Below are 25617 nucleotides of genomic sequence, written 5' to 3'. Positions count from 1 at the left end.
CGTCAGCCAAAGCTGCAAAAAGATGTATCCGAATGCGTCCTGAGCCTTGCCGAGGGAAATGGGGCGGATGTGCTTCATGGGAAAATCCTCCTTGATCGTTCCAGTTAAGCCTTCGTACACCCATTAGACGCGCCATCGTGCGCGCTATTCATTTCCCGGCGCCCGCGGGCGGGCCCTCGCCGCGTTCGGAACCGCCTATTTCTTCAACTCCAGGATCTCGATGTTCCGGAACTCGATGGGGTGGCTCTCGCTCTGGAGGGAGATCGTCCCGCCGGAAAGCATGAGGTCGCCGTCCTTAATCAGTTTTTGGGCGTATTCGTCCGTCGGATCGAGCTGCGGCGTCTCGTATTCAAAGACCACCTCGCCGTTGATCTTGTGCTGGATGAAGTCGTTCCCGTGCACCTCGACCTCGACCTGAACCCACTGGTCGCCATGGTAGGTCTCGGAGCGCGAGTTCACGCAGTGGGGGGTGAAAAGCTCGCCGTTGAGGACCACGTTCGTCCCCGGGGTGCAGAGATTCGCGGTGGTGCGTTCTTTCTCGCCGTCGCCGCCGAGCAACTGCACCTCGATAGACACCGGGAAGTCCTGGTCGATGTCCATCGTGGCGGGATCCTGGCCGTGCACCATAATGCCGCTGTTGCGAAAAGCCCAGCCCGGACCGCCGGGAACCTGTTCACCGGTAAAGCGGTACTCCATGCGGAAACGGTAGTGCGAGTAGGGGTGTTTGTAGAAAATGTGGCCGAACGTTTCATTAAACCCGTCGTAGCCGTCGTAGGCCACCTTCATGACGCCATCCTCGACGCGGAAGGTGTCCTTCCAGTTCTCGCCGAGCTCGTGGTAGCGGATTTTCGGCGTCCAGCCGTCGAGATCCTTGCCGTTGAAAAGGCTGACCCACCCCTCCTCCGTCGTGGATTCACCGGGCGCGGCCGAGCAGGGGAGCGCGGCGGCAAGGGCCAGTGTCGCGGCCAGGGAAGTCAGCGTGCGGGCGAATAGACGGTTCATTTCAAGCCTCTCCGGATGGTGTTGAGATCGCGCCTTGGTTGTACGCCAAGCGTGCGCCCGGAATCAACCCGGCGCGCCATCCACCCCAGGCCACCGGCGAATGCCAATGGGGACTGGGCTTCCTGCCTGAGGCGGAGCGCGCGGCGAGCATGAACGAGTCCAGCCGCCCTTCCAAACGCCCGGCGGCCCCGTTACGCCACAGCCATCCGAGCGCCCTTTATTCACCCTTTCCCGCGTATGTTATACTGCGCCCTCAACCCACCCGAATAAGGAGAAATCATGGCTACGGTAGGTTACGGCATCATCGGATGCGGAAATATCGGCCCGGTGCACGCGGCGGCCATCGCCGAGGTGCGCGGAGCCAAACTCGCCGGCGTGGCGGACGTGCGCCTGGAAACCGCGCAAAAACTGGCGGGCCAGTACGGCGCCGACGCCTTTGACGATTACAAAGAAATGCTCAAGCGCGATGACATCCACGCGATTTCGCTTTGCGTCCCCAGCGGTTTGCGCGCCGAGATCGCCGTGGACTGCGCGAAGGCCGGCAAGCACATTCTTTCGGAGAAGCCGCTCGACGTCACCACGAAGCGCATCGACAGGATTATCAAAGCCGCGGACGACGCCGGCGTTAACCTCGGCTGCATCTTTCAGAGCCGCTTCTCCGAAGGGGCCGAAGCCATTCGCGCCGCCCTGGATCAGGGTCGCTTCGGAAAGGTCGTCCTGGGCGACGCCTACATCAAGTGGTACCGCTCGCAGGAATACTATGACAGCGGCGCGTGGCGAGGCACCTGGAAGCTCGACGGCGGCGGCGCCCTCATGAACCAGGGCATCCACTATGTCGACCTGTTGCAGTGGCTGATGGGGCCCGTGAAATCGGTCTACGCGCGCACCGCTCTCGTCGCCCACGAACGCCTCGAAGTCGAGGACCTGGCCACCGCCATCATCGAATTTGAAAGCGGCGCCCAGGGCGTCATCGAAGCCAGCACCGCCATTTGGCCCGGCCACCCCGCCCGCATCGAAATTCACGGGACCGAAGGAAGCGCCGCCATGGAGGACGGCAAGGTCGTATCCTGGGATTTCAACAAGTCCAAGCCCGCCGACAAAAAGATCGAGGCCGCCATGGCCGGCGATTCCGCACTCGGCTCCGGCGCTTCCGATCCGCTCAGCAGCCTGAAGATAGAAGGCCACCGCCGCCAGATCGCCGACTTCACGAAGGCGATCCAGAAAGGCGTCAAGCCCGCCATCGAAGGCCGCGAAGGGCGCCTCGCCGTCGCCTTGATCGAAGCGATCTACAAGTCCGCGAAGACCGGCAAGGCCGTCAAACTCTAACCATTATCCAGCGGGCGGGCCGCGCGCCCGCCCGCGCCTGCAAGGGATCCTCACATGAAACGCACTATGGCCTGTGTCGCGCTGCTGCTGCTGGCCGCCGGCGGCGCGCGCGCGCAGGAAGACACCCCGCAAGTCCAGCCCGGCGACGTGATCGCCCGGGTTGGCGACGAAGTGATTACCGCCGGCGATTTCGCGCGCGAACTGCAATTCCGGCTCCGGCAGTTCCAGGCCACGACCGGCCAGACACCCCAGCCGGACCCGCGCCTGCGCAATATCGTCATGCAGGAGCTCATCAGCGAGCGTATCGTGCGTATCGCCGCGCGCAACGCCGGCGTCAAGATCACCGACGAAGAACTCGAAGCCGAGTTTCAGGAGCGCCGCAAGGCTTTCAGAAGCGACGCGGCCTACGAAAGCTATCTCCGGCAGCTCAATATGTCCGAGGCCGACCTCCGCGATCACATGCGCAACGGCCTCGCGGCAACGCGCTACCTCGATGGGAAGGCGGGAGAACTCGTCGCCACCGAAGAGGAAATCGAGGAGGCCTATGCGCGCCTGCTCGACCAGGGCTCCATGTTGCGCATCGAGAAGACCCGCGACATCGGCGCAATCCTTGTCCGCCCCGAAGGCGACGCCGACGAGGACTGGCGCGAGGCGGAAGATCGGGCAAAAGCCGCCCTGGAGCGTATTCGCGGCGGTGAATCCTTCGAGGTGGTCGCCCGCGAAGTCTCCGACGAGTCCGCCAGCGCCGAGCGCGGCGGCATGCTGCGCGAAATGAAGTTCGGGAGCTTCTACCCCGAACTCGAAGAGGCCCTCGACGCCCTCGAGCCCGGGGCCGTATCGGAACCCGTGCGCAACCTCATGGGATGGTACCTCGTAACCCTCGTCAGGGTAAACGAACCCGGCACAATCCCGCTGGAGTCCGTCCGCGAAGGGCTCGAGCGCGAGATCGTCCAGCGCAAGCGCAAGGAAGTGCGCGATGAGATTGTCAAGGACCATCAGAACCTCATCCGCATCGAACTGGTGGAGGCGCCCGGAGCGCAAGGCGGCGCGCCCGAGGCCGAGTGAAAAGGCCGGGCAAACACAACATCCCGAAAGGATCGCATGACTAGAACACTCAAAATCGGACTTGTCGGAGCCGGTATGTTCGGGGGGGACGTCCACCTCCGCACCTACTGCCAGCTCGAACAGAACGGCCTCCTGCCCTGGCTCGGACGCCTCGGACTCGACAACATGGCGCGCCCGCTCGGCGACATCCATATCGATTTCGTCGCCCTCGCCACACACACCCCCGGCTCCGGCGCCCGAAAGCTCGAAGAATACGGCAAGCTCGGCATGGACTTCGCCACCTACCACGGCGAAACACCCTGGATCGACCTCCTGGACGCGCACCCCGATCTCGATATTCTCGCCGTCGCAACCCCGGACCACCTCCATGCCGCCCCGATTCTCGCCGCCCTCGAACGCGGCGTACACGTCATCACCGAAAAACCCATGACCCTCGATGCCGGCGAGGCCGACGCCATTATCGCCGCCTCAAGAAAAGCCGGTCGCCTCGTCGGCGTGGACATGCACAAGCGATACGACCCCGATCACCTTAGCATCCGCGACAAGATCGCCCAGCGCATCGGCGAGCCCCTCTATGGCCGCGCCGTCCTGGAGGAGCCGCTCGAAGTCTCCACCGAGGTCTTCAAGGCCTGGACGGAGAAAAGCGACCCCTTCAGCTACGTCGGCTGCCACTGGACCGATCTCTTCATCGCCTATTTCGGCGTCAAGCCCGTGTCCCTCCACGCCGTCGGACAAAAGAAGAAACTGCGCCGTGAACACAACCTCGACGCCTTCGACGCCGTCCAGGTCAAGGTCCAGTTCGACAACGGCATGAGTATCGATTTCATCAACAACTGGATTACCCCCGATCGCTTCGAGGCCCCCGTCAATCAGGAAAGTCAGCTCTTCGGCACCCACGGCATGGTCGAGTCCGACAGCCAGTATCGAGGTTTGCGATTCTGCACCACCGAAAACGGCACGCAGACCATGAACAACCACATGACCCGGGACGTCCGCCGCGACGATGGCTCCCTGGCCTATGTCGGATACGGCGTCGACAGCCTCGTCGTCTGCATCGAAAAAACCGCCGAAATGAAATTCCTCGGCAAATCGCTCGATGACGTCCAGGATGGATACCCCAACGCGGACGAGGCGCGCCTCTCCGTGCTCATCGTGCACGCCGCCCGCGCCGTCGCCCTGCGCAACCAGCAATACATCGAAGCCGGCAAGGGCGCGCCCGTGACCGCCGTGTTCAATCAGGAGGGTATTACCATGTTTGATCCCTACGCCGGTCCAGAACAGCTCTACGGCCGCCCCGTGTGAATCCCGTGGGGCGCCGCGCCTTCGCAATCGTCCTCGGGCTGGCGCTGCTGGCCTGTGGGCTCTCGGCTCTCGGCGTCTTCGCCTGGCTCCGGGGCGGTTCGGCGCTGCCCTGGCGCCAATCATTGTCCGCTGGCCAGATGGAAGCGCTGCTCGAATCACAGACGATAACGAGCGTCGCCGTCCAGGCCGCGATCCAGCCCGCCGCCGGCCGGATCGACGGGGACGCCGCCTTGACCGTGGCCCGGGCCGGGAGTGGGGGCCAGGTCGTGCTGCTCCTCAACCCCGGGCTTGAAGTTTCCCGCATCTCCTGGAATGAAAGCCCGGTTTCGTGGCGGCGCCAGGGCGCACGGATCCTGGTGGAGGCGCCCGAGGAATCCGGAGAGGGACTGCTCGCGATACGGTACGGCGGTGTCATGGAGCCCGCCAATGATTCCGTGCTTCAGATGGATCAGGACACCGTCCTCATCGACCGCCTCCAGTGGTGGTACCCGCTCGACCTCAAAAACTTTTCCGAGTTTGAGGCCAGCGTGCAAATCCCCGCCGCCCTCGACGTCGCCTGGACCGGCGCCCTCGCCGAAAACCAGGCGGAGGGCGGCATTCGCACCGTGACCTGGAAAGAATCACGCCCCGTCCTGGCGGTGGGGCTGGCCGCGGGGCGCTTCGAAAAGACCGCGCGGCTCCAGGGCGGCGTGCGGTGCAGCGTCTTCCAGCGTCCCGGCGCCAATGTCGACGCGGGCCCGCTACTCGCCGCGCTCGGGGATGCCTACAACTACTTCCAGACGGTCTGGGGGCCGAATGGCTTCGAGCAACTCAACCTGGTGCTCGCCGAACAGGAGCGAGCCGCCGTTCACGTCGGCGGGCCCACCATCGTGGCCCGCCCCGGATCCCTGGACGATCCAGACGAGATCTTCGCCCTGCTTGCCGATCAGGTCGCCCGGACATGGTGGGGGGACACCATTTCGGGCCGCTGGTTCACCGCGCGCCCGGAAGCGGGGGAGTGGCTCCTCTCCGGGCTCTCCGAGTATGGCGCCTGGCAGGCCCTGCGCAATGTGAAGGGGCGCCGCGCCTACCTGCGCCACATGGAACAGCGTGAGCCCCCGTCCGCCCCCCGCGACGCGCCCAAGACCGTGAACCTGGATCGGCGTCTCCAGGCCGATCCGCGCGAGCCCTCCACCCGGCGGGATACCCGGGGCGCCTACGCCGCCGCCGCCATCGCCAGCTACATCGGCCAAAACGCGTTCGACCAGGCCTGCCGGAATTTCATGGCGGTGCACCGCTACTCCACCGTGTCCTACGCCGCGCTCCTGCACGAAATGACCCTCGCCTCCGAGCGCCCCCTGGACGAGCTGGTCCGTGTCTGGTTCGATCGCCCCGGCACCTTTGACTACGGTATCGCCGCGGTCGCCACCGAAACCAACCGCGTACACATTACCATCGAAAACACGGGCGATATCCCCGCATTTGTACCCATCGCGCTCGGCGTGCTCGGCGAAACCGAATACCAGGTGCACGCTATCGAGCCTGGCGCCCACGGAGGCACATTCAGTTTTACCTTCGAAGGACGCCTGAACCGGGTCGTGCTGGACCCGGAATTCGCCCTGGGCGACGCCCGCCGCGCCAATAACATCTGGCCCCAAACCCAGTGGCCCGTCGCCGTCGATGTCTCCCGAAACGGGCGTATCGCCATGCTGGCCGACATCGGGTGGGGGAACAGCGGCGAACAATACCTGTACATCTTCTCGCTGGTCGACAAATCGCCGGCCCTCGCGCTCGCTACGCCCCGGGGGGACACCGCCGGCTTCCAATGGCACCGCGACGGCCAGCAACTCCTCGTCCACAACGGCCACGGCGGTATCTTGCGCGGCGACCAGTGGGACCCTGTGCCCGCCGGGGTCGTCCCGCTCGGCTGGTCCGGCGATTCTCCGGTCTACTGGCAGAGCGGCCACATCGAAACCCAAGACGCCCCGGAATCCGATTCCACCGGCGAAGCCCCCGCGCCACGGGCCGGAGCCGCCGCCGTCCACCCCGGCAGCGGCGATATCGCCTACGTTACGGACGCGGGCGCCATAGTGCGCTGGAACGCCGCCGCCGGCCAGATCGAAACCGTTCGGGTTTCGGCCAATCTCGCCGGCAGCCTCCGCTGGATAGAGGAAAGCCGCAGCCTCATCTATTTCGAGGCCGACGGAGCCCTCGTTGCCCTCGAAGCCGACAACGGATCACGCTCCGTGCTCGTCCAGCGAAGCTACCCAATCCGCCAGTCCCGGCTCAGCGCCCGCGGTACATGCGCCGCCTGGGTCGACCCCGCCGGACTCCTCCGCGCCTACCGGCAAGGCCTCGATCCCGTCTACATCTCCCTGCCCGGCGAGGTGGTCGATTTCGCCTGGGAAGGAGAAGACGCCCTCATCGCCATCGTGGCCACCGTGCCCCGGCGCATCCCCATGCGCTTCCACGCCGAGTACACCCTCTGGCGAATCCCCGCCTCCACCTGGACCGCCATCCAGCTCCCCTACAACGCCGCCCAATTCGCCCAGGCTGCCAGGGAAATCCCCACCATCACGCCCGAATAAACACAACCCCGTCCCTCCATGCCCTGGCCCCCCGAAAGACCACCGCTCAAGCCCCCGCCCCTACCACCCCTACCGTCTCCGCCACCCCTACAGTCCCTGTAGTCCCTGTAGTCCCTGCCGCCCCTGCCGCCCCTGCCGCCCCTGCCGCCCCTGCTGTCAACTGTCAACTGTCAACTGTCAACTGTCAACTGTCAACTGCCCTCCGGCCTCCCCAAAAACTGCAACGCCCCATCCCAATTAATAGGTGATTGACGGGGAACTTCGATCGCGTTTGCCACCTCGTCCCCTTTCAACGTTCAGACGCGGGCTCTGTACTGGCGGATTACCACTGGGCGTATGCCGGCTATTCCGCACCACGATACTGCCAGACACCCCCGCGCGTCGATTGTCTGACCCAAGGTTAAAACCGCCAATCACCCGCAAAAGTCCGGCGCCGGACAACCTTCATTAACCACAACTGCAACCATGGGGACTGGCTCCCGCGACGCCAACCACCCCAGCCGCGAAAGCGTCCCAAACCACCCCAGAATCGCGGGTGCCTGTACCCGCAGAAAAACGCCCCCCGTCCCACGCGCACCCTCCCCAGGGACTGCGGCGCCCCGCCACCTCGGGTACCAACAGCCCACACGCGACCCAAAGCGAGCCCAACCAACCCACAACACCGCCAACCGGCGCGGCTGTCCCGTCGCTGGCCACACACCCGACACCCCCGCCGCAAAAGCGTCCCAAAACCGCCCCCAAATCGCGAGCGTCGGTACCTGCCCCCACAACACACCCCTACCCCTCCGGCCCCACATACCGCAACACCACCGACGCCATCGCCTCGCGCGGTTCCGACGCCGGGGCCGACGCCTCCATCCAATCCAATGCATAGCGCGCCTGCGTCCCGAGTGCGGTGATGTCAATCTCCAACGGTCCCGCCGCCAGTGCCGACAAATCCAAGTCATACGACAACGCATCCGCAGGCAATTCCACAGGCTTCCCATTCACCCGCAACCGGAATCCCTCCGGCGCGCGCCCCACCCAGCTCCAGCGCAGCGGCAGCACCGCTCCCGAAACAGGCTTCCCATACCCCGGCGTATCCAGCGCCAGCACCGTCGTCTCCGGGTCCTCCTGCCCATAGCAATCCACCAGCGCGCGAAGCAGATTCAGGTAATAAAAGCCCCAGCCGCCGTCTCCCCGATAGGCCCGCGCCGTCAGGCTCACGGGCTCGATGTCATCGCTTAATTCGACACTATACGAATCGACATACAGGTCCTTGTTCTCGCCATACCCGAAGCCTTCCCATTGGCCGGCGTATTCCTGGAACTGGTGAATCTCCAGGAAGCGCGGGCGGTGCAACATCGCCTGCTTGAACCCCTCCACAAAGGTCCAGCCCCCGCGGCGACCGTGCGCGCCCTCCTTCTTCCATCCGCCCCGGGAAAAGAACGCCGACGACACCGTCAGCGCTTCGGGCTCGCCTTCAAACAGCGTAACCACCGGCTCCAGCGTCGCGTCCATCCACGACCAGAAGCCATGCGCCGCGTGATCGTTATACTCGTGCTGGAACGACTGGTAGCGGATCGTGAAATAAGTCTCGTCCACGCGCGAGGCGCCGTTCTCGTCGGCCCACGTGGGCCCGCCGCCGTTGTGCACCAGAAACAGCGGCTTGCCCAGGTACTCCTCAAACAGCCCCGCAAAGCGCGGATTGCGGACATAGGTGTGGTAAACCCACGCCAGTTCCTCGTCAACCGCGCCCACCGTCGTGATCGGGCCGTTGTTCAGCCCCGCATAGAGCACCGCTGTGGGGGGGCGGTGGCCCTCATCCCGCAATTGCGCCAGCGTTTCCAGCAATTGCGTCGTCGCGTGGATGATTTCGTTCGCGTTTTCACCACGCTCATCCCAGCGGGTCTTGCCCCACAGGTGATTCGTCCAATCCACCACCAGAAAATCTATCCCCGACTCCATCAGCCAGATCATCTGCTGCCTCGCGACATCCGCGTTCCACGACCAGTACAGGCCCGTCAGGGGAATCGCGTGCGCGGAGGCCCAGCTTGCGTTGCGCGGGGTAAACCACGGCTCAAACTGGATGCCCACCCGCTGGCCCGCAATCGAACGGGGCCGCTCCAGCGCGCGGTGGCGCACCGTCACCTGCACCGGCGCGCTCAGCACCCGATCCGCCGGCGCCAGCGTCCCGGCCAGATCCAGATCCCGCGAGGGCAACCCCGGCCAGTCCTGCATCGCCCGGCGCCACGGGCTCCAGTCCGCCTCCGCCAACACCTGGACCGCGTCGCCCGCTTCCTCGGTCAGGAAGGGCCACCGGTACGGCGGCTGCTCGAATACCCGCCACGCGCCGTCGCTCACCACCGCCGCCGGCGCCGCGCCGCCGTCCTCCGCCAGCCGAACGATCAGCCCCGCGAGCCCGCCGTCGGATCGCGCCTCGATCGATAACACGTTTGCCCCCGGCGCGAGTAAATCGCCGAGTCCCGAAAAGGCCGTCGCACTGCGCCAGCCCGCCGCCGCGCCGAGTTCCTCGCCGTTCAGGTAGACCGTCGCCGCGTCGTCCACCGCGACCAGCAGCACCGCCTCGGACGCGTCGCCCGCGAACGTAAACGCGTGCTGGAAATACCGCGCGGCCGTCTCCGGAACGGTCTTGCCCCAGATCCACGCCGCGCGTGCGCCGCGCACCGCGGGCTCCTCGAGCAGCACCTGGATGTCCGCGCAACCGGGATTCGGAAGCGGCAGATGGTGCACCGCGACCCCCGCCGGATCGGTTTCCTCAATGGCGCCCCAGCGTTTCCCGTTCACAAATGGGATAACCCGTATCCCCGCGCGCTCCGCCGCCGCAACGCCGGTAACGGTCGTCGTGACCGTAACGCTTTCGCCCATGCCGATCACGGACTTGTCGGCGGCCAGGCGCGCCGCAGGCTGCGCGGTCGCGGCGTGGTGCAGGGCCATCAGAATCAATGCGGCGAACGAGGCCGTACGGCATTTCAAAATCACGGTGGTTCTCCCGATTCGCGCACAAATCCGCGCGAGTTTTACGCCGCGATCATACGCCACAGGAGACGGCTCGGGCCAGTGCAACTTGAATCTCGACCGCCTGTGGTGTTGAATAGCACGGGCAACCGTTGGGAAGTAATAAGCGTCACCCACAAGGAGAATCTATGCGCGCACTCGTGTTGGCAAACGGATCCGTACGCGTCAAGGAAGTCCCCGACCCGCAGCCCGGGCCGGGTGAAGCCCTCGTGAAGGTGCTTACGGCGGGAATATGCAACACGGATCTCGAGCTGGCGCGCGGGTACATGAATTTCTCCGGCGTACTGGGCCACGAGTTCGTCGGCGTCGTGCAGCAGGCGGAGAACCCCCACCTCCTCGGGAAGCGCGTGGTGGGGGAGATCAACTGCGTCTGCCACCAGTGCCACTACTGCCAGATGGAAATGCCCCATCACTGCCTGAACCGGACGGTCCTCGGCATCCAGGGGCGCGACGGCGCCTTCGCGGAATACCTCACCCTCCCCGAAGAAAATCTCCACCTCGCGCCCGCTTCCGTGCGCGACGATGTCGCCGTGTTCGCCGAGCCCGTGGCGGCCGCATTCCGCATTACCGAGCAGGTCCTGCTGAATGACGGCGACCGCATCATCGTGCTGGGCGACGGTAAACTCGGCCAGCTGATCGCCCAGGTGCTGTGGCTGCACAGCAAGAACCTCGTATGTGTCGGCAAGCACGCCTGGAAACTGGCCCTGCTGAACAACCTCGGCATACGCACCGCCCTGGTCGACGAACCCCTCGTGCGCGGAGCCGATGTCGTCGTCGAGGCGACCGGCTCGCACCTCGGCTTCGCCCGAGCGTTGGAGCTGGTCCGCCCGGAGGGCACGGTCGTCCTGAAAACCACCGTGGCCCACCCGACCGCCCTGGAGCTGAGCAGCCCGGTGGTCAACGAGGTGACCATCCTCGGGTCCCGTTGCGGCCCCTTCCGCCCCGCGCTCGAAGCCCTCAGCCTCGGAAATGTCGGGGTGCAGCCCCTCATCTCGGAATCCTTCGCCCTCAGCGACGCCGACAAGGCCCTCCAGCGCGCCGCCGATCCCGATGTGATGAAGGTCCTGCTCCATATGTAGGCGGAACCGGTCAACGCGCCGCTCCCTGAGCCCGCCCCGCCGAACAGGGGAATCGCACGTAAACCCGAGCGCGGTATATGGGCGTGAACCTGAGTCGATTTGGAGCCTCGAACAAATGAAAGTGAGCGTGTTGGAGCGCCGGCATCTCTGCCGTCAAGGTCAGGGTTTCGCTGCGGGCGAATGGCCAGCGCTCCAACAGGCGCCCTTCTCAATATGGCCGCGCTTGGCCCCGTTTCGATCTTGTGGTATCATTTCCCTGTGAAGCCGCGCGCCCCAGGGATAGGGCGCGCGAAACCCAGGAGGTAAGGCCACATGGGATTGAACATCAATACCAACCTCCCGGCCATTCAGGGCGCGGGGCAGGCGCGCCGCGCTGATCGCGCCCTTTCCAACATTCTCGCGCAACTGGCCACGCAGCGCCGCATCAACCGGGCCGCCGATGACGCGGCCGGCTTGGCCATAGCCGAGCGCTTTAATACCCAGATCCGCCAGGGCCAGGCCGAAATCAACAATCTCCAGACCGGCATCAATGTGACCCAGACCGCCGAGGGCGGGCTTTCCGTGCAGCAGGACGCCGTCCAGCGGATCCGCGAGCTCGCCGTCCAGGCCCAGAATGGCACGCTCAGCGACGAGAACCGCGCCGCCCTGAACCAGGAAGCCCAGCAGCTGCTGGAACAGATCAACAGCGTCGCCTCCGACACCGAATTCAACGGCCAGAACCTGCTCGACCAGGACACCAACATCAACCTGGGGACTGAAGGCGGCAACGAGATCAACATCCAGCAGTCCAACACGCAGGCCCTGGGCCTCGACGGGCTGGACATCAGCACAGCCGCCGGCGCGCAGGCCGCCCTGGGGGCCGCCGACACCGCCCTGACCTCCATAACGAACAACCGCGCCACGATCGGCGCCCAGCAGAACCGCTTCGAAAGCGCCATCAACCAGCGCGAAATTGCGGTCGTGAACCAGCGGGAGGCCGAGTCCAGTATTCGCGACCTCGACCTGGCCCGCGCCTCCATTGAGCAGACCCGCAATCAGCTGCTCCTGCGGGGCGCCATCGGGACCCTCGCCCAGGCCAACGTCACCCCTCAATCGGCGCTGCGACTCCTCGGGAACTGATCGCGCCGCACCTTGCCTTCAATCGGCCCGCCGGATTCCAGTCCGGCGGGCCGTTATTGTTTCCCGCGATTGACTTCCGCGATTCCCCTCACTAAACTGGCGGGTATACCGGTCGGTATACCCAGTATTGAACGCCGCGCCCCGGGGCTGGTCACCTCCGGCGCGCCGGGCGACGCAGTGACCCCTGGAGAGCGCATCGTGATCAGGTTTCTGTTGGGCGCAACCTTTCGGATAGTCCTCGCAAGTTGCTTCATCGCGCTGGCCACCACCGTGGCCCCCGCCCAGAATTTGCCGGGCGCCGGGGACGATGAGGGCAAGACCGTCGTCTACCGCGACACGTGGGGGATACCGCACATCTACGCGCCCACAGTCGAGGCCGGCATGTTCGCGATGGGCTGGGCCCAGGCCGAGGATCGCCCCGAAGAGCTTCTCAAGAACCTGGCCCGCGGCATGGGCGAAAGCGCGCGGTTCAGCGGCGAAGGCGGCGTCCAGGGCGACGTGCTCGCACGCATGTGGGACCACTACGGCGTCGCTCAGCGCGAGTTGGACACGCTTCTTCCCGAAGTGCGCAGCCACATGCAGGCCTACGTGGATGGGGTAAACGCCTTTTACGCCGCGCACCCGCAGGACCGGCCCGCGTGGTGGGGGGATCGCGCGGTGGATGTCCCGATGGTCATCGCGTTCGGTCGCCTCTTTCTCTATTCGTGGTCGATTGACGACGGCTTTGGCGACCTCAAGCGCGCCGGCATCGAACCCGGCTTCGATCGTGCGCGCCGCGGCTCCAACCAGTTCGCCGTCGCGCCCAGCCGCAGCGCCAGCGGCAACGCCCTTCTCTACATCGACCCGCACCTCGCCTGGTTTGGCCCGTCGCGCTTCTGGGAATTCCGCATTCACGCGGGCGACCTCCACGGTAGCGGCTTCAACCTGGCCGGCACGCCCTACATCGGCCTCGGCCACAACGCGAACCTCGCGTGGGCCATGACCACCGGCGCGCCCGATACGGCGGATATCTACGAACTCAAGCTGAATCCCGACAACCCCATGCAGTATCAGTACGACGGCGCGTGGAAAGATATTACGACCCGCGAAGTCACTATCGACGTCAAGGACGCCGGCCCGGTCACCCAGACGCTTTACGGCTCCCACTATGGCCCGGTGGTCGCGATGACCGAGGACAAGGCCTACGCGCTGAAAACGTCCTACGCCGATATTGTCAAGGGCAATGAGGCCTGGTATCATCTGAATTTCGCCACGGACTACACCGGCGCCGTTGCGGCCATGAAAACCGGGACCATGTTCCCGCAGAACGTCATGGTGGCCGATACCGCCGGCAACATCTACTACCAGCGCAGCGGCCGGGTGCCGGTCCGCCCCGATGGCTACGACTGGTCCCGCCCGGTGGACGGCTCCACCTCGGCCACGGAATGGCAGGGCATCCACGATGCGGACGACCACCTGCAAGTCCTCAATCCGCCCCAGGGCTACATGCAGAATTGCAACATCCCGCCGGACGCCATGATGATGGACAGCCCGTTCCAGCCGGAGAAGTACAAGCCCTACCTCTTCAGCGACCGGGGCTATGGCCCCCTCGGCGGCTGGACGAATCAGCGCGGCGCGCGCGCCGTGGAATTGCTGCACAACGACGGCTCCGTTACGGTCGAGGAAGCCCTCGCCTACGCGGTGGATGTGCAGCCCTACGGCGCGGACCGCTGGGTGAACCTCCTGCGCGTGGCCCATGCCGAATTCGGCGAACGCTTTTCCTCCAACGCGGACTACAAGCGCGGCATGGAAGACCTGCTCGCGTGGGACCTCCAGGAAGCGCGTTATTCCACGGGCGCGCTGAAGTACTACTACTGGCGCAAGCAGCTGGAGGCGGACTACGGCGAGGATACGATTCGCCAGGCCCGGATCATCATCGATCAGTACTATAAGGTCGTCTCCGGCGAAGCCTATGAGACCCCAGCCCTTTCGCGCGACCAACGGTATGCCGCCGTGGACGCATTCGCGCGCGCCATGGCCCAGATGCGCCGCGACTTCCACACCATCGACGTGCCCTGGGGCGAGGTCTTCCGCGTCGGGCGCGACGGCCAGTCCTGGCCGTCCGGCGGCGGCGGGGGAGAGGAACTCGGCATCACCACGCTCCGTAACGTGAGTTACGGCGGGCCGGACGAGAACCACATGCGCATGGGCCGCGGCGGCCAGACCTCCACGCAGATCATCCACCTGTCCAAGCCGATCCAGAGCTGGACCCAGCCGCCCATTGGCCAGAGCGACCGGCCCGAGTCCCCGCACTACGCCGATCAGGCCGAGAAGCTCTTCAGCAAGCGCATTCTCAAGCCCACCTGGTGGTTGCCGGAGGATCTCGCGAAGCACATCGAATCCCGCGTGGAACTTGCGTATCCCGGAGGCGGCGGGGGTGACGCCGCGGCCCGCGTGGCGGAATGGAAGGAGGCGCTCCAGGGCGCCCAGATCGAGGCGCTGATGAATTGCTACGCCGACGACTTCTCGGGCAACGACGGCATTGATAAGCGCCGCCTCGAACAGTTCCTGCGCAACGCCAAGGACAACGGCGCGCTGGCCAGCCTTACCATTGAGTGGGACGGCACGATCACCGAGAAGGACGGTACGGCCCGCACCAGCGACATCACCCTGCGCGGCAGCTTCGGCACGGCCTGGCTCAACCTCGAACTCCAGCCCCGCGACGGCGCCTGGAAAATCACCCGGAGCATCACCTGGAACTAATTCAGCCTGACCCCGACCACACGATTCAACAGGCCACCAATCAACTACCAACTGCCAACTGCCAACTATCAACTATCAACTATCAACTATCAACTATCAACTATCAACTGTCAACTGTCAACTGTCAACTGTCAACTGTCAACTGTCAACTGCCAACTGCCAACTGTCAACTGCCAACTGCCAACTGCCAACTGCCAACTGAGATCATGAACGTACTCGAATCCTTCTCCCTCGCCGGAAAGACCGCCCTCGTCACCGGAGGCGCGGGCCTCTATGGCCGCCAGATCGTCCAGGCCCTCGCCGAGGCGGGCGCCCACACCTACGTCGCCGCGCGCAACATCGCCGCGCTCGAAGAACTCGCCGGGGAATACGCGGCCCAGGGCCTCACCATTCACCCCCGCCAGTTCGACCAGGGCGACGAAGCCAGCATCCTCGCCCTGCGCGACGCGGTCGCCGCCGAGCGCCCCAATATCGACATCCTCGTCAACAACGCGGTGCTCCGGCCCGTCGCCAACTACGAGGACACCGGCGCCAACTTCGACCTGAGCATGCGCGTCAACGCCACCGGCCTCTTTCTCCTCACGCGCGCCGTTGGCGAAGTCATGATCCGGAACCAGCGCGGATCCATCATCAACATCGGCTCCATGAAAGGCATGGTTGGCCCGGAACCCGCCAACTACGCCGGCACCGACATGCACGGCTGGCACCCCGACTACTTTTTCCACAAGGGCGGCATGATCACCTACACGATGTTCCTCGCCAGCTACTACGGCCGCTACAACATCCGCTGCAATTGCCTCTCTCCGGGCGGATTCCAGACCCCCGATCACCCCGAGTCCTTCGTCCGCCGCTACAGCGAAAAAACCTGTCTCGGACGCATGGCCAACAGCACGGACCTCAAGGGCAGCATCGTCTACCTCGCCAGCGACGCCTCCGCCTACCTCACCGGCGCCAACATCCCCATCGACGGCGGCTACACCGCGAAATAGGGCAGCGGCAGAACACGCAGCGCGGTTCCAGGGTTTCTTGATTTTCGCGGCTTCGCCTTCTATCATCGGGGTTAGAGTTACTGCGGGGTCGGCCCGGCATATGGCCGCCTCCGGGGGCATTTAATTCGACCACCGTCCATACGGGCGCAGGCCGAGTCACATGGGCTATGCAGGTGTTGCGAGGCGTTTCGGCGCCGCGCCGAGGTACTCCTATTGATGGCCAGGCTTCTGTACCGATTTGCGGGCCACGGGGGTTGCGCGCTCGTGTTGTGCGTGTGGCTGGCCGCCGCCGGCGCCGCGGCCGAATCCATGCGCGCGCAGCGCGGCCTGCTCGTACTCTATGACTTTCAGGAGGGGGGAGGCGAACAAATCCATGATCGCGCGGGGGTCGGACGCCCGGCGGACCTGCGCATTCAGGATCCGGAGGCGGTCCGCTGGGCGGGAGGCGCGCTGGAGGTCCATGGCGCAACGCTCATCCGCACCGAGAAGCTGCCGGTCAAGGTGGTCGAGCTGGCGCGGCGCGGCGGTGAGATTTCCATCGAGGCCTGGGTCGAGCCCGCGGCGATTGACCAGCAAGGCCCCGCGCGCATCGTAACGGTCTCCGGCGGCTCTTCGGCGCGGAATGTTACGCTGGGCCAGGACGGCGCGCGCTATGATGTGCGCCTGCGGACCTCCGAAACCAACGGCAACGGGATTCCGTCGCACCGTTCCGAGGATGGCGCGGCGGAAGCGGCCCTGTCCCACGTGGTGTACACGCGGGACCGCGACGGGCGGGCGCGCATCTACGTCAATGGCGAAGAACGGGGGAGCGGCTCTATCGGAGGGGACATCCACGGCTGGGATCCCGGCTACCACCTGGCGCTCGGCAACGAGATGTCGAAAGATCGCGGCTGGCGTGGCGTTTACCACCTGGTCGCCATCTACAGCCGCGCGCTGGCGCCGGATGAAATCGCGGCGAATTTCGAGGCCGGACCGGATTACGCCGCGCCCCCGCCGCCCGAAGGCGCCGCCGGGCCGGAATCCTCGTTCTTTGCGACCCGGGTGGCCCCCGTCCTGGCGAAGCATTGCCTGGAATGCCACGATACCAGCGCGCGCAAAGGCGGGCTCGATCTGTCGCGCCGCGGCACCGCGTTCGCGGACCCGGGCACGATTGTGCCTGGCAACGCCGCCGAAAGCCTGCTGTGGAAGGAGGTGGAAGGGGATTTCATGCCCGACGGGCGCCCGCCCCTTTCGCCGGAGGAAAAAGCCGTGCTCCAGCGCTGGATCGGCGAGGGCGCGGCCTGGAGCCTCGACCTGATCGATCCGGTGGTCTATTCCCGGGGCGGCGGCGCGGAGCAGAACTGGATCCGGCGGCTGACCGCCGGCGAGTATATTGCCTCGGTCGCGAGCGCAACCGGCGCCGATATTGCCGCGGAAGCGGGGGAGTTGCTCCCGCCGGATTCGCGCGCGGACGGGTTCAGCAACACGGCCTACAACCTGGGGGTCGATCTGGCCCACGTGAGCGCGTTCAGCGAACTGGCCACCGCCGCCGTATCGAAAATGGACTTTTCGCAGTTTTTACGGCGGATACTCGGAGAGTCCGATCTCGGCGCACCCACCATCGACGCCTTCATCACGGGGGCGGGCGAAATCCTCCTCCGCGGGCCGCTTACCGGCGACGAGGTCCGCGGCTACCGGGGCATCGCGGACACGGTGCTGGACGCCGGCGGCGATCACCCTGAGGCCGCGCGATACATCGTCGAGGCCATGCTCCAGGCCCCCCGTTTTCTCTACCGCATGGAGCACCAGCGCGGGGACGGCTACCCGTGGCCCGCGGATAGCTTCGAGCTGGCGGCGCGCCTGAGCTATACCGTTTGGGGAGCGCCTCCGGACGCCGAACTTCTGGCAGCCGCCGATGCGGGCACGCTGCACGATCGCGGCGCGCGCAATGCCCAGGTGGAGCGCATGCTGGCGGACCCGCGGGCGCGCGCGCGCGCGTCCGAATTCGCCGCCGAATGGCTGAACCTGGGGCACCTGGACCACCTGCGTCCCAGCCCGGAGCGCTTTCCGAACTGGGATCCGGCGCTCGCCGCGGACATGCGGGCGGAGACCCTGGCTTTCTTCGATGAGGTGGCCTGGGTTCAGGGGAGACCGCTCGCCGACCTGTTCAACGCAAAAGTCACTTTCGCCACGCCCCGGCTGGCGGCCCATTACGGGCTGGAGCCCCGGGGCGACGGCCTGACGCGTTACGACCTCGCCGCCCGACCGGAGCGCGGCGGACTGCTTACGCAGGGCAGCCTCCTGGCGCTGGGCGGCGATGGCGCTTCGACCGTGACCCGCGGCCTCTTCGTGATGCACCACATCCTGCGCGGCGCGGTCAACGATCCGCCGCCCGGCCTCGACACCGCGCCCGTGCCGCCGGCGCCCGGCCAGCCCCGGCGGGCCATCGCGGAAGAACGCGTGGCCAGCAGCTCCTGCGGCGGGTGCCACGCCCGTTTCGAGCCGCTATCCTATGCGCTGGAGCGCTACGACGGCGTCGGGGCCTACAGCGAGATTGACGAGCACGGCAACGCCCTGCGGCAGGATGGCGAGGTTCTTTTTCCCGGCGAGGCGGCGCCCGCCCCCTACGCGTCAACCGCCGCGATGATGGACCTGCTGGCGGAGAGCGATCGCGTGAAGAAAACGATCACTTGGAAACTGGCCCAGTTCGCGATGGGCCGCCCCCTGGCCGCCCTGGACGCGCCGGCGGTGGAAGCTATTCACGAGGAAGCCTGGCGCGAGGGAGGGACCTACGCCAGCCTTGTTCGCGCCATTGTATCGAGCGATCTGGTTCTCATGACCCGTACGGAGGAAGTACCGTGAAACGCAAGCCCATCAGCCGCCGCACAATGTTACGGGGCCTAGGCGGCATCGCCGTCGGCCTGCCGTTTCTGGAGGAAATGGCGGTCTCCCGCGCCTCCGCGACAACCGCGCCGGAAATTCCGGTGCGCGCCTTTAACGTCTTTTTCGGCCTCGGCATCCCCGCGCCCCTGCAAACCGAGGGCTTTGAGGGCGTGCTCGAGCCGCTCGCGCCGTTGAAGGAAAAGCTCCTCATCATGCGGAACATCGACCAGATCCGCTGCGATGAAGCCGGCATCAACGCCCACTATGACGGGGCGACCGGCGCCTTCACGGCGGAGCCGCCCGACGGCACCGCCAAGGCGGGCGGCCCCTCGATCGACCAGATGGTCCGCAAGGCGCACTACCCGGACGGGCTGCCTCCGGGGATGGTTCCGACGCTGGTTGCGGGCACCTTCTTCCGCCGCGATCGGCTCGGGCGCTTCGTACACAGCTTCAACCACGACGGCACCGCCGCGGCCGCGATGCAGGAGCGCCCGCGCGATGTCTTCGAGCGGGTATTCGGGACCCTCGGTGGCGGCGGCGACGCCCGCGAGGATCGCATCAAGCGCAGCGTGCTCGATGCCGTCGTGGGCCAGTACCAGTACTACACGGGCGCGAACTCGCCCCTCGGCGCCGCCTCGAAATCCCGCGTGGCCGATCACCTCGATCGCATCCGGGAGTTCGAGCAGCGCGCCTACGCCGCGGAGGCCCCCGAAGGCGGGGGGCCGGCGCTTCCGCCGCGCTCCATCCTCGCCCACGGCGGGGAGGCGGACCCCGGCGGCGAAGGCATCGACATGGCGCTGGATGAGCTCGTGGCGGAATGGCGTCTGCTGGCGGATCTGTACGCGATGGCCATCCAGATGGACCGGACGCGGTTTGGATCGATCACCTTCCTGGCCGCGGGCGAGCGCCTGCGGGTAAAAGGGGACTACGAATACGGCGGGCGCCGGATCTACCAGTTCGACGACGCGGCGGAGCTGAACGCGTCCGGCGCGAACGGGTGCAGCCACGAATGGTGGCACAAGTTCAATCCGGAGAAGAGGAACGAAGCCCTGCGCGCCCACGCCCACATGAAAATGCGGGAGGTGGCCTATTTCCTCCAGCGCCTCGACGGCCCCGAGGCGCAAGAAGCCAATGGCAAGAGCATCCTGGAGAATTCGCTCTTCACCATTTCCACCGAATCCGGCGACGGGCGGCATTCCGACGCCAAACGCGAGCTCTCTGGCGTCTTCCACGCGATCACGGGCGCCGGCGGGCGATTCAAGACCAATGAAATCCTGGACGTGGGCAGGGAAGGCCTCGATGCGTACAACACCATGCTGGCGGCCCTGGGCGTGGATGAGCGGATGGGGCCCGGGAAGCGGGAACACATCGCCGCCGACAGCATCCGCGCGTAGCGGCGGCGCGCCGGAGACGAGCGTGTTCAGGCCGCGCGGGACTCGGGGCGAGAATCCCGACGTTGATCCGGTGGCGTGAGGCGCCGCTTCGGCGGTAAGGGCGGCTGGACTTCGGGGGTGGCAAACGCGCGGCTGGGCGTTGCCGCTGGTCCGCTGGCGTCCGCGGTTCCGCGCCGTTGATGGCGGGCGCCGTTGGCTCCGAGCGCGCGGGCGGAAGGGGTCGCGAGGGGTCGGCGGGGGGCTACCACATGAGAACTCGGAGGGCCGGGCGTAGTTCCAGGGGGAGGCCGGGGGAAAGCGGATCGAGGGCGGGCGGACCCTGGGGCTGAGGGCGTATCGTGGGGAGCCAAAGCACCATCGGCAGGCTTGTGTTCTGTTTTTAATCACCTCAATCAAACTACTGAAAATCCAAGCTTGCGGCACATTCTCACGAAGCATATGAGTTGCATTAGACATTGCATATAAAAAGCTTATGGCATTCACTCTTATGTTACATATAAGGTCAATATATGACAGCGATTCCTCCTGACTTTGCGCATCCGGCTGGATGAGGGATCGAATGGCATAGACGCTCTATTTTAGAGCCCAATTCGCACCATGCCCGATACAAACATAATATATATTATCAGACGTTATTGGGAGCGCTTGATGGGGGCGCCGCGCCGGGGTCCCGTGGGTGCTTCCTGGGTCGTGAGGGCCTCCCGTTGTCTACCTTCCCCTTGTCGGCCTTCCCCTTGTCGGCCTTCCCCTTGTCGGCCTTCCCCTTGTCGGCCTTCCCCTTGTCGGCCTTCCCCTTGTCGGCCTTCCCGGCGCCTCGTACCCGTGTGGGTCGTCGTGAAAGCGCTCCGGGTGCTTCTGGGGCTGGCGGTGTGCCGGTGGATTGGCGGGATGGCCGCGGGTTCCGGGGTGCCCCCTGGCGGTGTGCCGGTGGATTGGCGGGATGGCCGCGGGTTCCGGGGTGCTCCCTGGCGGTGCTGAGGTTGGGATACTGACGCCGCTCCGGCCAGGGCCCAACCTGGCGATGGAGCCGGGCCGTCTCGGAGGCGCGCCATTGCCGGCGGTGCGACCCGGGTTGGGGTCGCGCATCGCGCTACGGGGTGGAGTCCGCCCCGGCGGGCCGTGGGTCGCTGCCGGCCGCGCGGCCCGGTCCCCCGCGCTCTCCCGGCGGCGGTCGGCTCTCCCTTCCCGGCGCCCCGGGCCCCAGGGGGCCCCTCAGGCCAGGATGCCGGGGTCGAAGGCCGCGATCTGGTCGGGCGTGAGGGTATGCGCGATGCCGTAGGGCATGTTGTGTCGCGCGCTGTAGGCGGGCAGCATGTGGAGGATTTCCCGGATGGCGTCCGGCGGGATGTTGGTCAGGGGGACGTTCGCGGCGCGCATGGCGTCCTTGAGCGGGGCGATGTCCTGGCCCTGGAAGTGCGCCATGACGAGGATGCCCGGGCCGACGAGATCGCCGTGCGGCAGGCCCTTCCCGAGGATGCTCTCGGCGGCGTAGGCGAAGTAGTGCTCGCTCCCCTCCTCCGGGCGGGAATGTCCGATAAGGTTGCAGAGCTGGACCTCCATCGCCAGGCATTCCACCAGGCGGCGGAGCCCCTCCGGCTCCCCGCGCCCCGCCGAGGCGGCGCAGGCGAGGCAGGCGTCCTCGATGGTCGCGGCCATGGCGTCCACGGCGGGGTCGTAGGGCATATGGTCCGGATTACGTCCCGCCTCGTGCGCGAACTTCCAGTCCCACCGCCCCGTGGCGATGGACAGGACATCCGTGACGCCCGCGGACCGGATGCCCAGGGGGCCGGCGGCGATCAGCTCGAAATCGACAATCACCTCATCCGGCGGGCGGGTCTCAATATAGCGGACGCATCCGTCCTCGCGGTAGCCGGAGGCCCACGTCAGGAAGGCGTCCACCGAGATGGCCGCCGGAATGCAGATGAGCGGCTTTCCCGCCTTGAGCGACGCAAATTTTGCGGCGTCGGCGGCCAGCCCGCCGCCGATCGCGTAGATCACCTCGCCCTTCAGCGCGGTAACCAGCGCCTCCCAGTGCGCGATGGTGGCCTCGGAGATCGTGTGCACGGCGGCGGCTTTCAGCGGCAGGCGATCGCCGATGGCCTCCAGGATTCCGGCGCTGACCACGAGATCCGCCGTGCGCTCCTCGGAAAGGCCACTCACGGCGGCATAGCGAATGGCGGGCAATCCCCAGCAGTGTTTCATCGGGCGGCAGAACTCCTTCCGTTGGCGTCATTCGGTCCGGTCGATCCACCGCCACTCTATTCAAAGCGCCGGCGGCGGCGCAAGCAGCAGGTGGCTGCCCGGCGTGCGGCGCGACAGGTCCTTCGCGCGGTACATCGCGGTGTCCGCCGCCGTGATCAGGTCGTCCATATTCAGCCGGAAACCCGGCGCGCTCTCGGCGATGCCAATGCTCAAGGAAACCCCGTCCAGGCTGTGCGACTGGATCTCCGCCATAACCTTCTCACACACCTGCCGGGCCTGCGCCGTGGTGCATTGCGGCAGAATCACCGCGAATTCGTCCCCGCCATAGCGGCAGGCGATGTCCGACGCGCGCGTGTTCTCCACCAGCAGGCGCGCCACCGCCCGGAGGATCCGGTCCCCCGCCTGGTGGCCCCGCGCGTCGTTGACCTCCTTGAAGCCGTTCAGATCGATATAGGCCAGGCTCAGCGCGCGGCCCTCGCGCTCGGCGCGCGCAATCTCGCGCTTTAGCTCCTCGATAAAGGCCCGGTGGTTGAGCAGGCTCGTCAGCGGGTCGCGCCGGGAAAGCTCGCTCAACTCCGCCACGCTCCGCTCCAGCTCCGCCGCATACTGCTGGATCTCACTGCGCGCCGATTCCACCGCCCCCATCAGGCTTTCGACGTACGTGTGGAACACGATCTCCATATCGAACATCAGCACGCGCCGGAGCGCATCCCGGCGCAGCGACCATTCCCCGCTCCAGCCCCCCTCCCCCGCCCTCCCCCCCCGCCCCCCCCCGCCCAAGCCGTGAAGGGGGCCCCCGCGTAATACCCACCCTCGGAGTAGACCTCCCGCATGACCCACACGTTACCCCCGCGCAGTCCCCCGCCCGTCGGCACCGAGGGCGCCTCCCAGTCCGTGCGGTTGTCGTACACCACCGCGAAGTTCGCGAAGAAGCGGAAGAAGGGATCGCCGTCCTGCGCGGGCTTCAGCACCCACGCGCCGAAACCGAATTCCCCGTAGGTCGCGCACTCGTTCCCCAGCCGGAACTCATTCCCCCACGCACCGGGATTGTTGATGCACTCCTGCGCGCCCCCGACGCCGTTCGCGCCCGACGACGACCGCAGATACATCTGCAGCTCCGGGGTCAGCGCCGCCCGCGCCCCGCCGCCCGCGAAAACCGAAACCATCACCACGCAACCCAACAAAACACGCTTCAATTTCATGGCGCGTTTCTCTTAGAACCCCGCCGCCATTTCAAGATTTATCGCGAGGGGTGTCTACCAACGCATCGACACCTGTTCAGGTAAAGGTGGAGAGAGTGTGCACTTGTCTCATTCTGAGAACTCTCCTCTAAAACACGCGCCCCTCGCCGAAACGCCGCAAGCCCCACCCTTGCAATCTTGAATGCTCGTCATGAAAGCAAAAACGCCGTTCACCACATTTTCGAAAGGGAGTTTTGCCCTGATTCTGGGCGCGCTCACGTTATCAAGTTTCGCAACAGTCACCGCGACGGCGGCAGCGCAGTGCAGCCCCGACCGGATCGCCGGTCAATGCGACAGCGCGGCCCTCCGTCGCCTGGACAACGGCAACCCCGTGAACTCGAAAATCATCGTCACCGAGATCAAAGAACGCGCCCGCGCCCTCATCCTCGCGCGCGGCTCGAAAGACGACCCCGGCACCCAAGCGATCCTCGCCCGACTCGACTCGCTGAATTTCCGTGAGGCGCCCGAGGACGATCCCTCTTGCCAAGGCCCGAGCAACCGCAAAATCGCCCCCGGCGTCCGCGCCTACGCCCGTAATCCCATGACGACCTCACTGAAACCGCCGCGCCCCCATCCCGAGGAAACGCCGAACGCCTTCTACGACGACTCGTCCCACTCGGTCGTCGCCTGCGCCACCTCGCTGCGACTCACGCCCGGCGCCTGGGCCAGCATCTTCGCGCACGAGCTCGGTCACGTCGTCAGCCCCTGCACGCTCGCGAAAGACACCTACCAAAAAGGCGGCGCCGCCCTCGCGCAAGAACCGCAGCAGACCGGCGAAGCGATGGAGAAATGCCTGGGCCGCAGCGCCACCCGCGAGCAAAAAGAGATCGCCTTTTATCTGCTGGCCGAAACCGGAACGACGACGATGATTTTCCCCACGGCGGTGCTGGACCGAAAAACCGCGCCCGTCGTCAAAAAACTCGAAGCCTGCGGACTCTTGAAGAAGACCGCCGACGCGCGCCCCGAGATCGCCCCCGTCTTCGCGGACGTCCAGCGCTGCCTGCAGCATAAGAACACCGAGATCTTCGACAAAATGGTCGCGAAGGAATCCTCGAAGAAAGCCAAAAACACCCGCGACAAAAACGCCGCTCCCCACATCCGCGGCTTCGCGGACCCGAAGAAGTATCCCGCGCAGTGCTTCGGCGCGACCGAAGAGGAGTTCGCCGACGCCTTCGGTTCCGAAGTGTTCGGCTCATGGCTCGAGGCCCAGCGCAATCCCGAGACGCGCTCAAGCGAAGCCCTCATCCAGATGCGCAAACTGCAGTGCATGAGCGAAGGTCAACCCCAGCACCCCGAACAAGGCTGGCAGTACCCGAACTTCAATACGCGACTCCTCGCGATCATGAACTCGAAGGGTTTCCGTCAGGCGCAGAACTGCCAGCTCGACGAGAACACCCGCTGCTACTGGCAGCCCTCAACGAACGAAGCCGCCCCGGAGACCGGCGCGGCTTCATCAGAAAACGGTCGTAACTAACTAGAAACTACTCGTACTTGTCGAGCGAACGAACGTCGTCGAGGTTCACGAAAGTGTAACCCGCGTTCAGGAGCATCGGGATCAGCTTCGCGCTGAGCTCGACGGTCTTGATGTTCTTGTCGTGGAGCAGAACCACGCCGCCACCTTTAGAGGTGATCTCTTTGAAGTAACCCGCGGTGCAAACGTCCACGGGAACGGGACGGATGTTTTTCTTCGGGTTATTCGTCCAGCAGTC

General features: G+C 65.8%; 17 protein-coding genes. 11 read left to right on the top strand and 6 right to left on the bottom strand.

Annotated elements, in window-relative coordinates:
• Nucleotides 1–195: 195 nt before the first annotated feature.
• Nucleotides 196–1002: a DUF1080 domain-containing protein gene (locus tag KF886_06840; protein MBX3177055.1), complete on the bottom strand. Its 807-nt coding sequence runs from the start codon at nt 1000–1002 to the stop codon at nt 196–198.
• A 279-nt stretch (nt 1003–1281) separates the two neighbouring features.
• Here KF886_06840 and KF886_06835 point away from each other — a divergent pair, with 279 nt between their 5' ends.
• Genes KF886_06835 through KF886_06820 form a run of 4 tightly spaced genes read left to right on the top strand, consistent with a single transcriptional unit; the run spans nt 1282 to nt 7262 of the window.
• Entirely contained in the window at nt 1282–2328 is a 1047-nt protein-coding gene (locus KF886_06835) for a Gfo/Idh/MocA family oxidoreductase (protein MBX3177054.1), read from the top strand.
• A gap of 54 nt (nt 2329–2382) precedes the next feature.
• Nucleotides 2383–3393: a SurA N-terminal domain-containing protein gene (locus KF886_06830; GenBank protein MBX3177053.1), complete on the top strand. Its 1011-nt coding sequence runs from the start codon at nt 2383–2385 to the stop codon at nt 3391–3393.
• A gap of 36 nt (nt 3394–3429) precedes the next feature.
• On the top strand, nt 3430–4695 hold the full coding sequence (locus KF886_06825; protein MBX3177052.1) for a Gfo/Idh/MocA family oxidoreductase: 1266 nt from the start codon (nt 3430–3432) through the stop codon (nt 4693–4695).
• On the top strand, nt 4692–7262 hold the full coding sequence (locus KF886_06820) for a hypothetical protein (protein MBX3177051.1): 2571 nt from the start codon (nt 4692–4694) through the stop codon (nt 7260–7262). The genes KF886_06825 and KF886_06820 overlap by 4 nt, the downstream gene beginning before the upstream one ends.
• Before the next feature lie 777 nt (nt 7263–8039).
• Here KF886_06820 and KF886_06815 read toward each other — a convergent pair.
• Nucleotides 8040–10244 carry a hypothetical protein gene (locus tag KF886_06815; protein MBX3177050.1) on the bottom strand — a complete coding sequence of 735 codons (2205 nt, stop codon included), beginning with the start codon at nt 10242–10244 and terminating at the stop codon, nt 8040–8042.
• A gap of 164 nt (nt 10245–10408) precedes the next feature.
• Between KF886_06815 and KF886_06810 the strand changes: the two genes are divergently transcribed.
• The 6 genes from KF886_06810 (at nt 10409) to KF886_06785 (ending at nt 20465) form a co-directional block, all read left to right on the top strand.
• Nucleotides 10409–11359: an alcohol dehydrogenase catalytic domain-containing protein gene (locus KF886_06810; protein MBX3177049.1), complete on the top strand. Its 951-nt coding sequence runs from the start codon at nt 10409–10411 to the stop codon at nt 11357–11359.
• Between the two features lie 312 nt (nt 11360–11671).
• Nucleotides 11672–12478, top strand: coding sequence for a flagellin FliC (locus KF886_06805; protein MBX3177048.1), 807 nt, complete (start codon nt 11672–11674; stop codon nt 12476–12478).
• Nucleotides 12479–12676: 198 nt separating this feature from the next.
• The gene (locus tag KF886_06800; GenBank protein MBX3177047.1) at nt 12677–15220 is read left to right on the top strand and encodes a penicillin acylase family protein; all 2544 of its coding nucleotides are present in this window, start codon (nt 12677–12679) and stop codon (nt 15218–15220) included.
• 206 nt (nt 15221–15426) lie between these two features.
• Nucleotides 15427–16209: an SDR family oxidoreductase gene (locus KF886_06795; GenBank protein MBX3177046.1), complete on the top strand. Its 783-nt coding sequence runs from the start codon at nt 15427–15429 to the stop codon at nt 16207–16209.
• Nucleotides 16210–16425: 216 nt separating this feature from the next.
• Complete coding sequence (locus KF886_06790; GenBank protein ID MBX3177045.1) at nt 16426–19050, top strand: DUF1592 domain-containing protein; 2625 nt, start codon at nt 16426–16428, stop codon at nt 19048–19050.
• A complete protein-coding gene (locus tag KF886_06785; GenBank protein MBX3177044.1) occupies nt 19047–20465 on the top strand; it encodes a DUF1552 domain-containing protein in 1419 nt (472 codons plus the stop codon). Before KF886_06790 ends, KF886_06785 begins: the two co-directional genes overlap by 4 nt.
• Nucleotides 20466–21677: 1212 nt before the next feature.
• Here KF886_06785 and KF886_06780 read toward each other — a convergent pair.
• From KF886_06780 to KF886_06770, 3 genes are read right to left on the bottom strand one after another with little or no spacing between them, the layout of a single operon-like run.
• A complete protein-coding gene (locus KF886_06780; protein ID MBX3177043.1) occupies nt 21678–22667 on the bottom strand; it encodes an iron-containing alcohol dehydrogenase in 990 nt (329 codons plus the stop codon).
• 60 nt (nt 22668–22727) lie between these two features.
• The gene (locus tag KF886_06775) at nt 22728–23363 is read right to left on the bottom strand and encodes a GGDEF domain-containing protein (protein ID MBX3177042.1); all 636 of its coding nucleotides are present in this window, start codon (nt 23361–23363) and stop codon (nt 22728–22730) included.
• Entirely contained in the window at nt 23357–23869 is a 513-nt protein-coding gene (locus KF886_06770; GenBank protein MBX3177041.1) for a carbohydrate porin, read from the bottom strand. Before KF886_06770 ends, KF886_06775 begins: the two co-directional genes overlap by 7 nt.
• A 190-nt stretch (nt 23870–24059) precedes the next feature.
• Here KF886_06770 and KF886_06765 point away from each other — a divergent pair, with 190 nt between their 5' ends.
• Nucleotides 24060–25382 carry a hypothetical protein gene (locus KF886_06765; protein ID MBX3177040.1) on the top strand — a complete coding sequence of 441 codons (1323 nt, stop codon included), beginning with the start codon at nt 24060–24062 and terminating at the stop codon, nt 25380–25382.
• A gap of 7 nt (nt 25383–25389) precedes the next feature.
• Here KF886_06765 and KF886_06760 read toward each other — a convergent pair.
• A partial coding sequence (locus KF886_06760; protein MBX3177039.1) for a hypothetical protein occupies nt 25390–25617 on the bottom strand: 228 nt, incomplete at its 5' end.

It is taken from the genome of Candidatus Hydrogenedentota bacterium (genome assembly GCA_019637335.1).
Classification (GTDB): domain Bacteria; phylum Hydrogenedentota; class Hydrogenedentia; order Hydrogenedentales; family JAEUWI01; genus JAEUWI01.
Note: the sequence above shows the minus strand (reverse complement) of the source record. Positions and strands in the feature narration are given on the sequence as shown.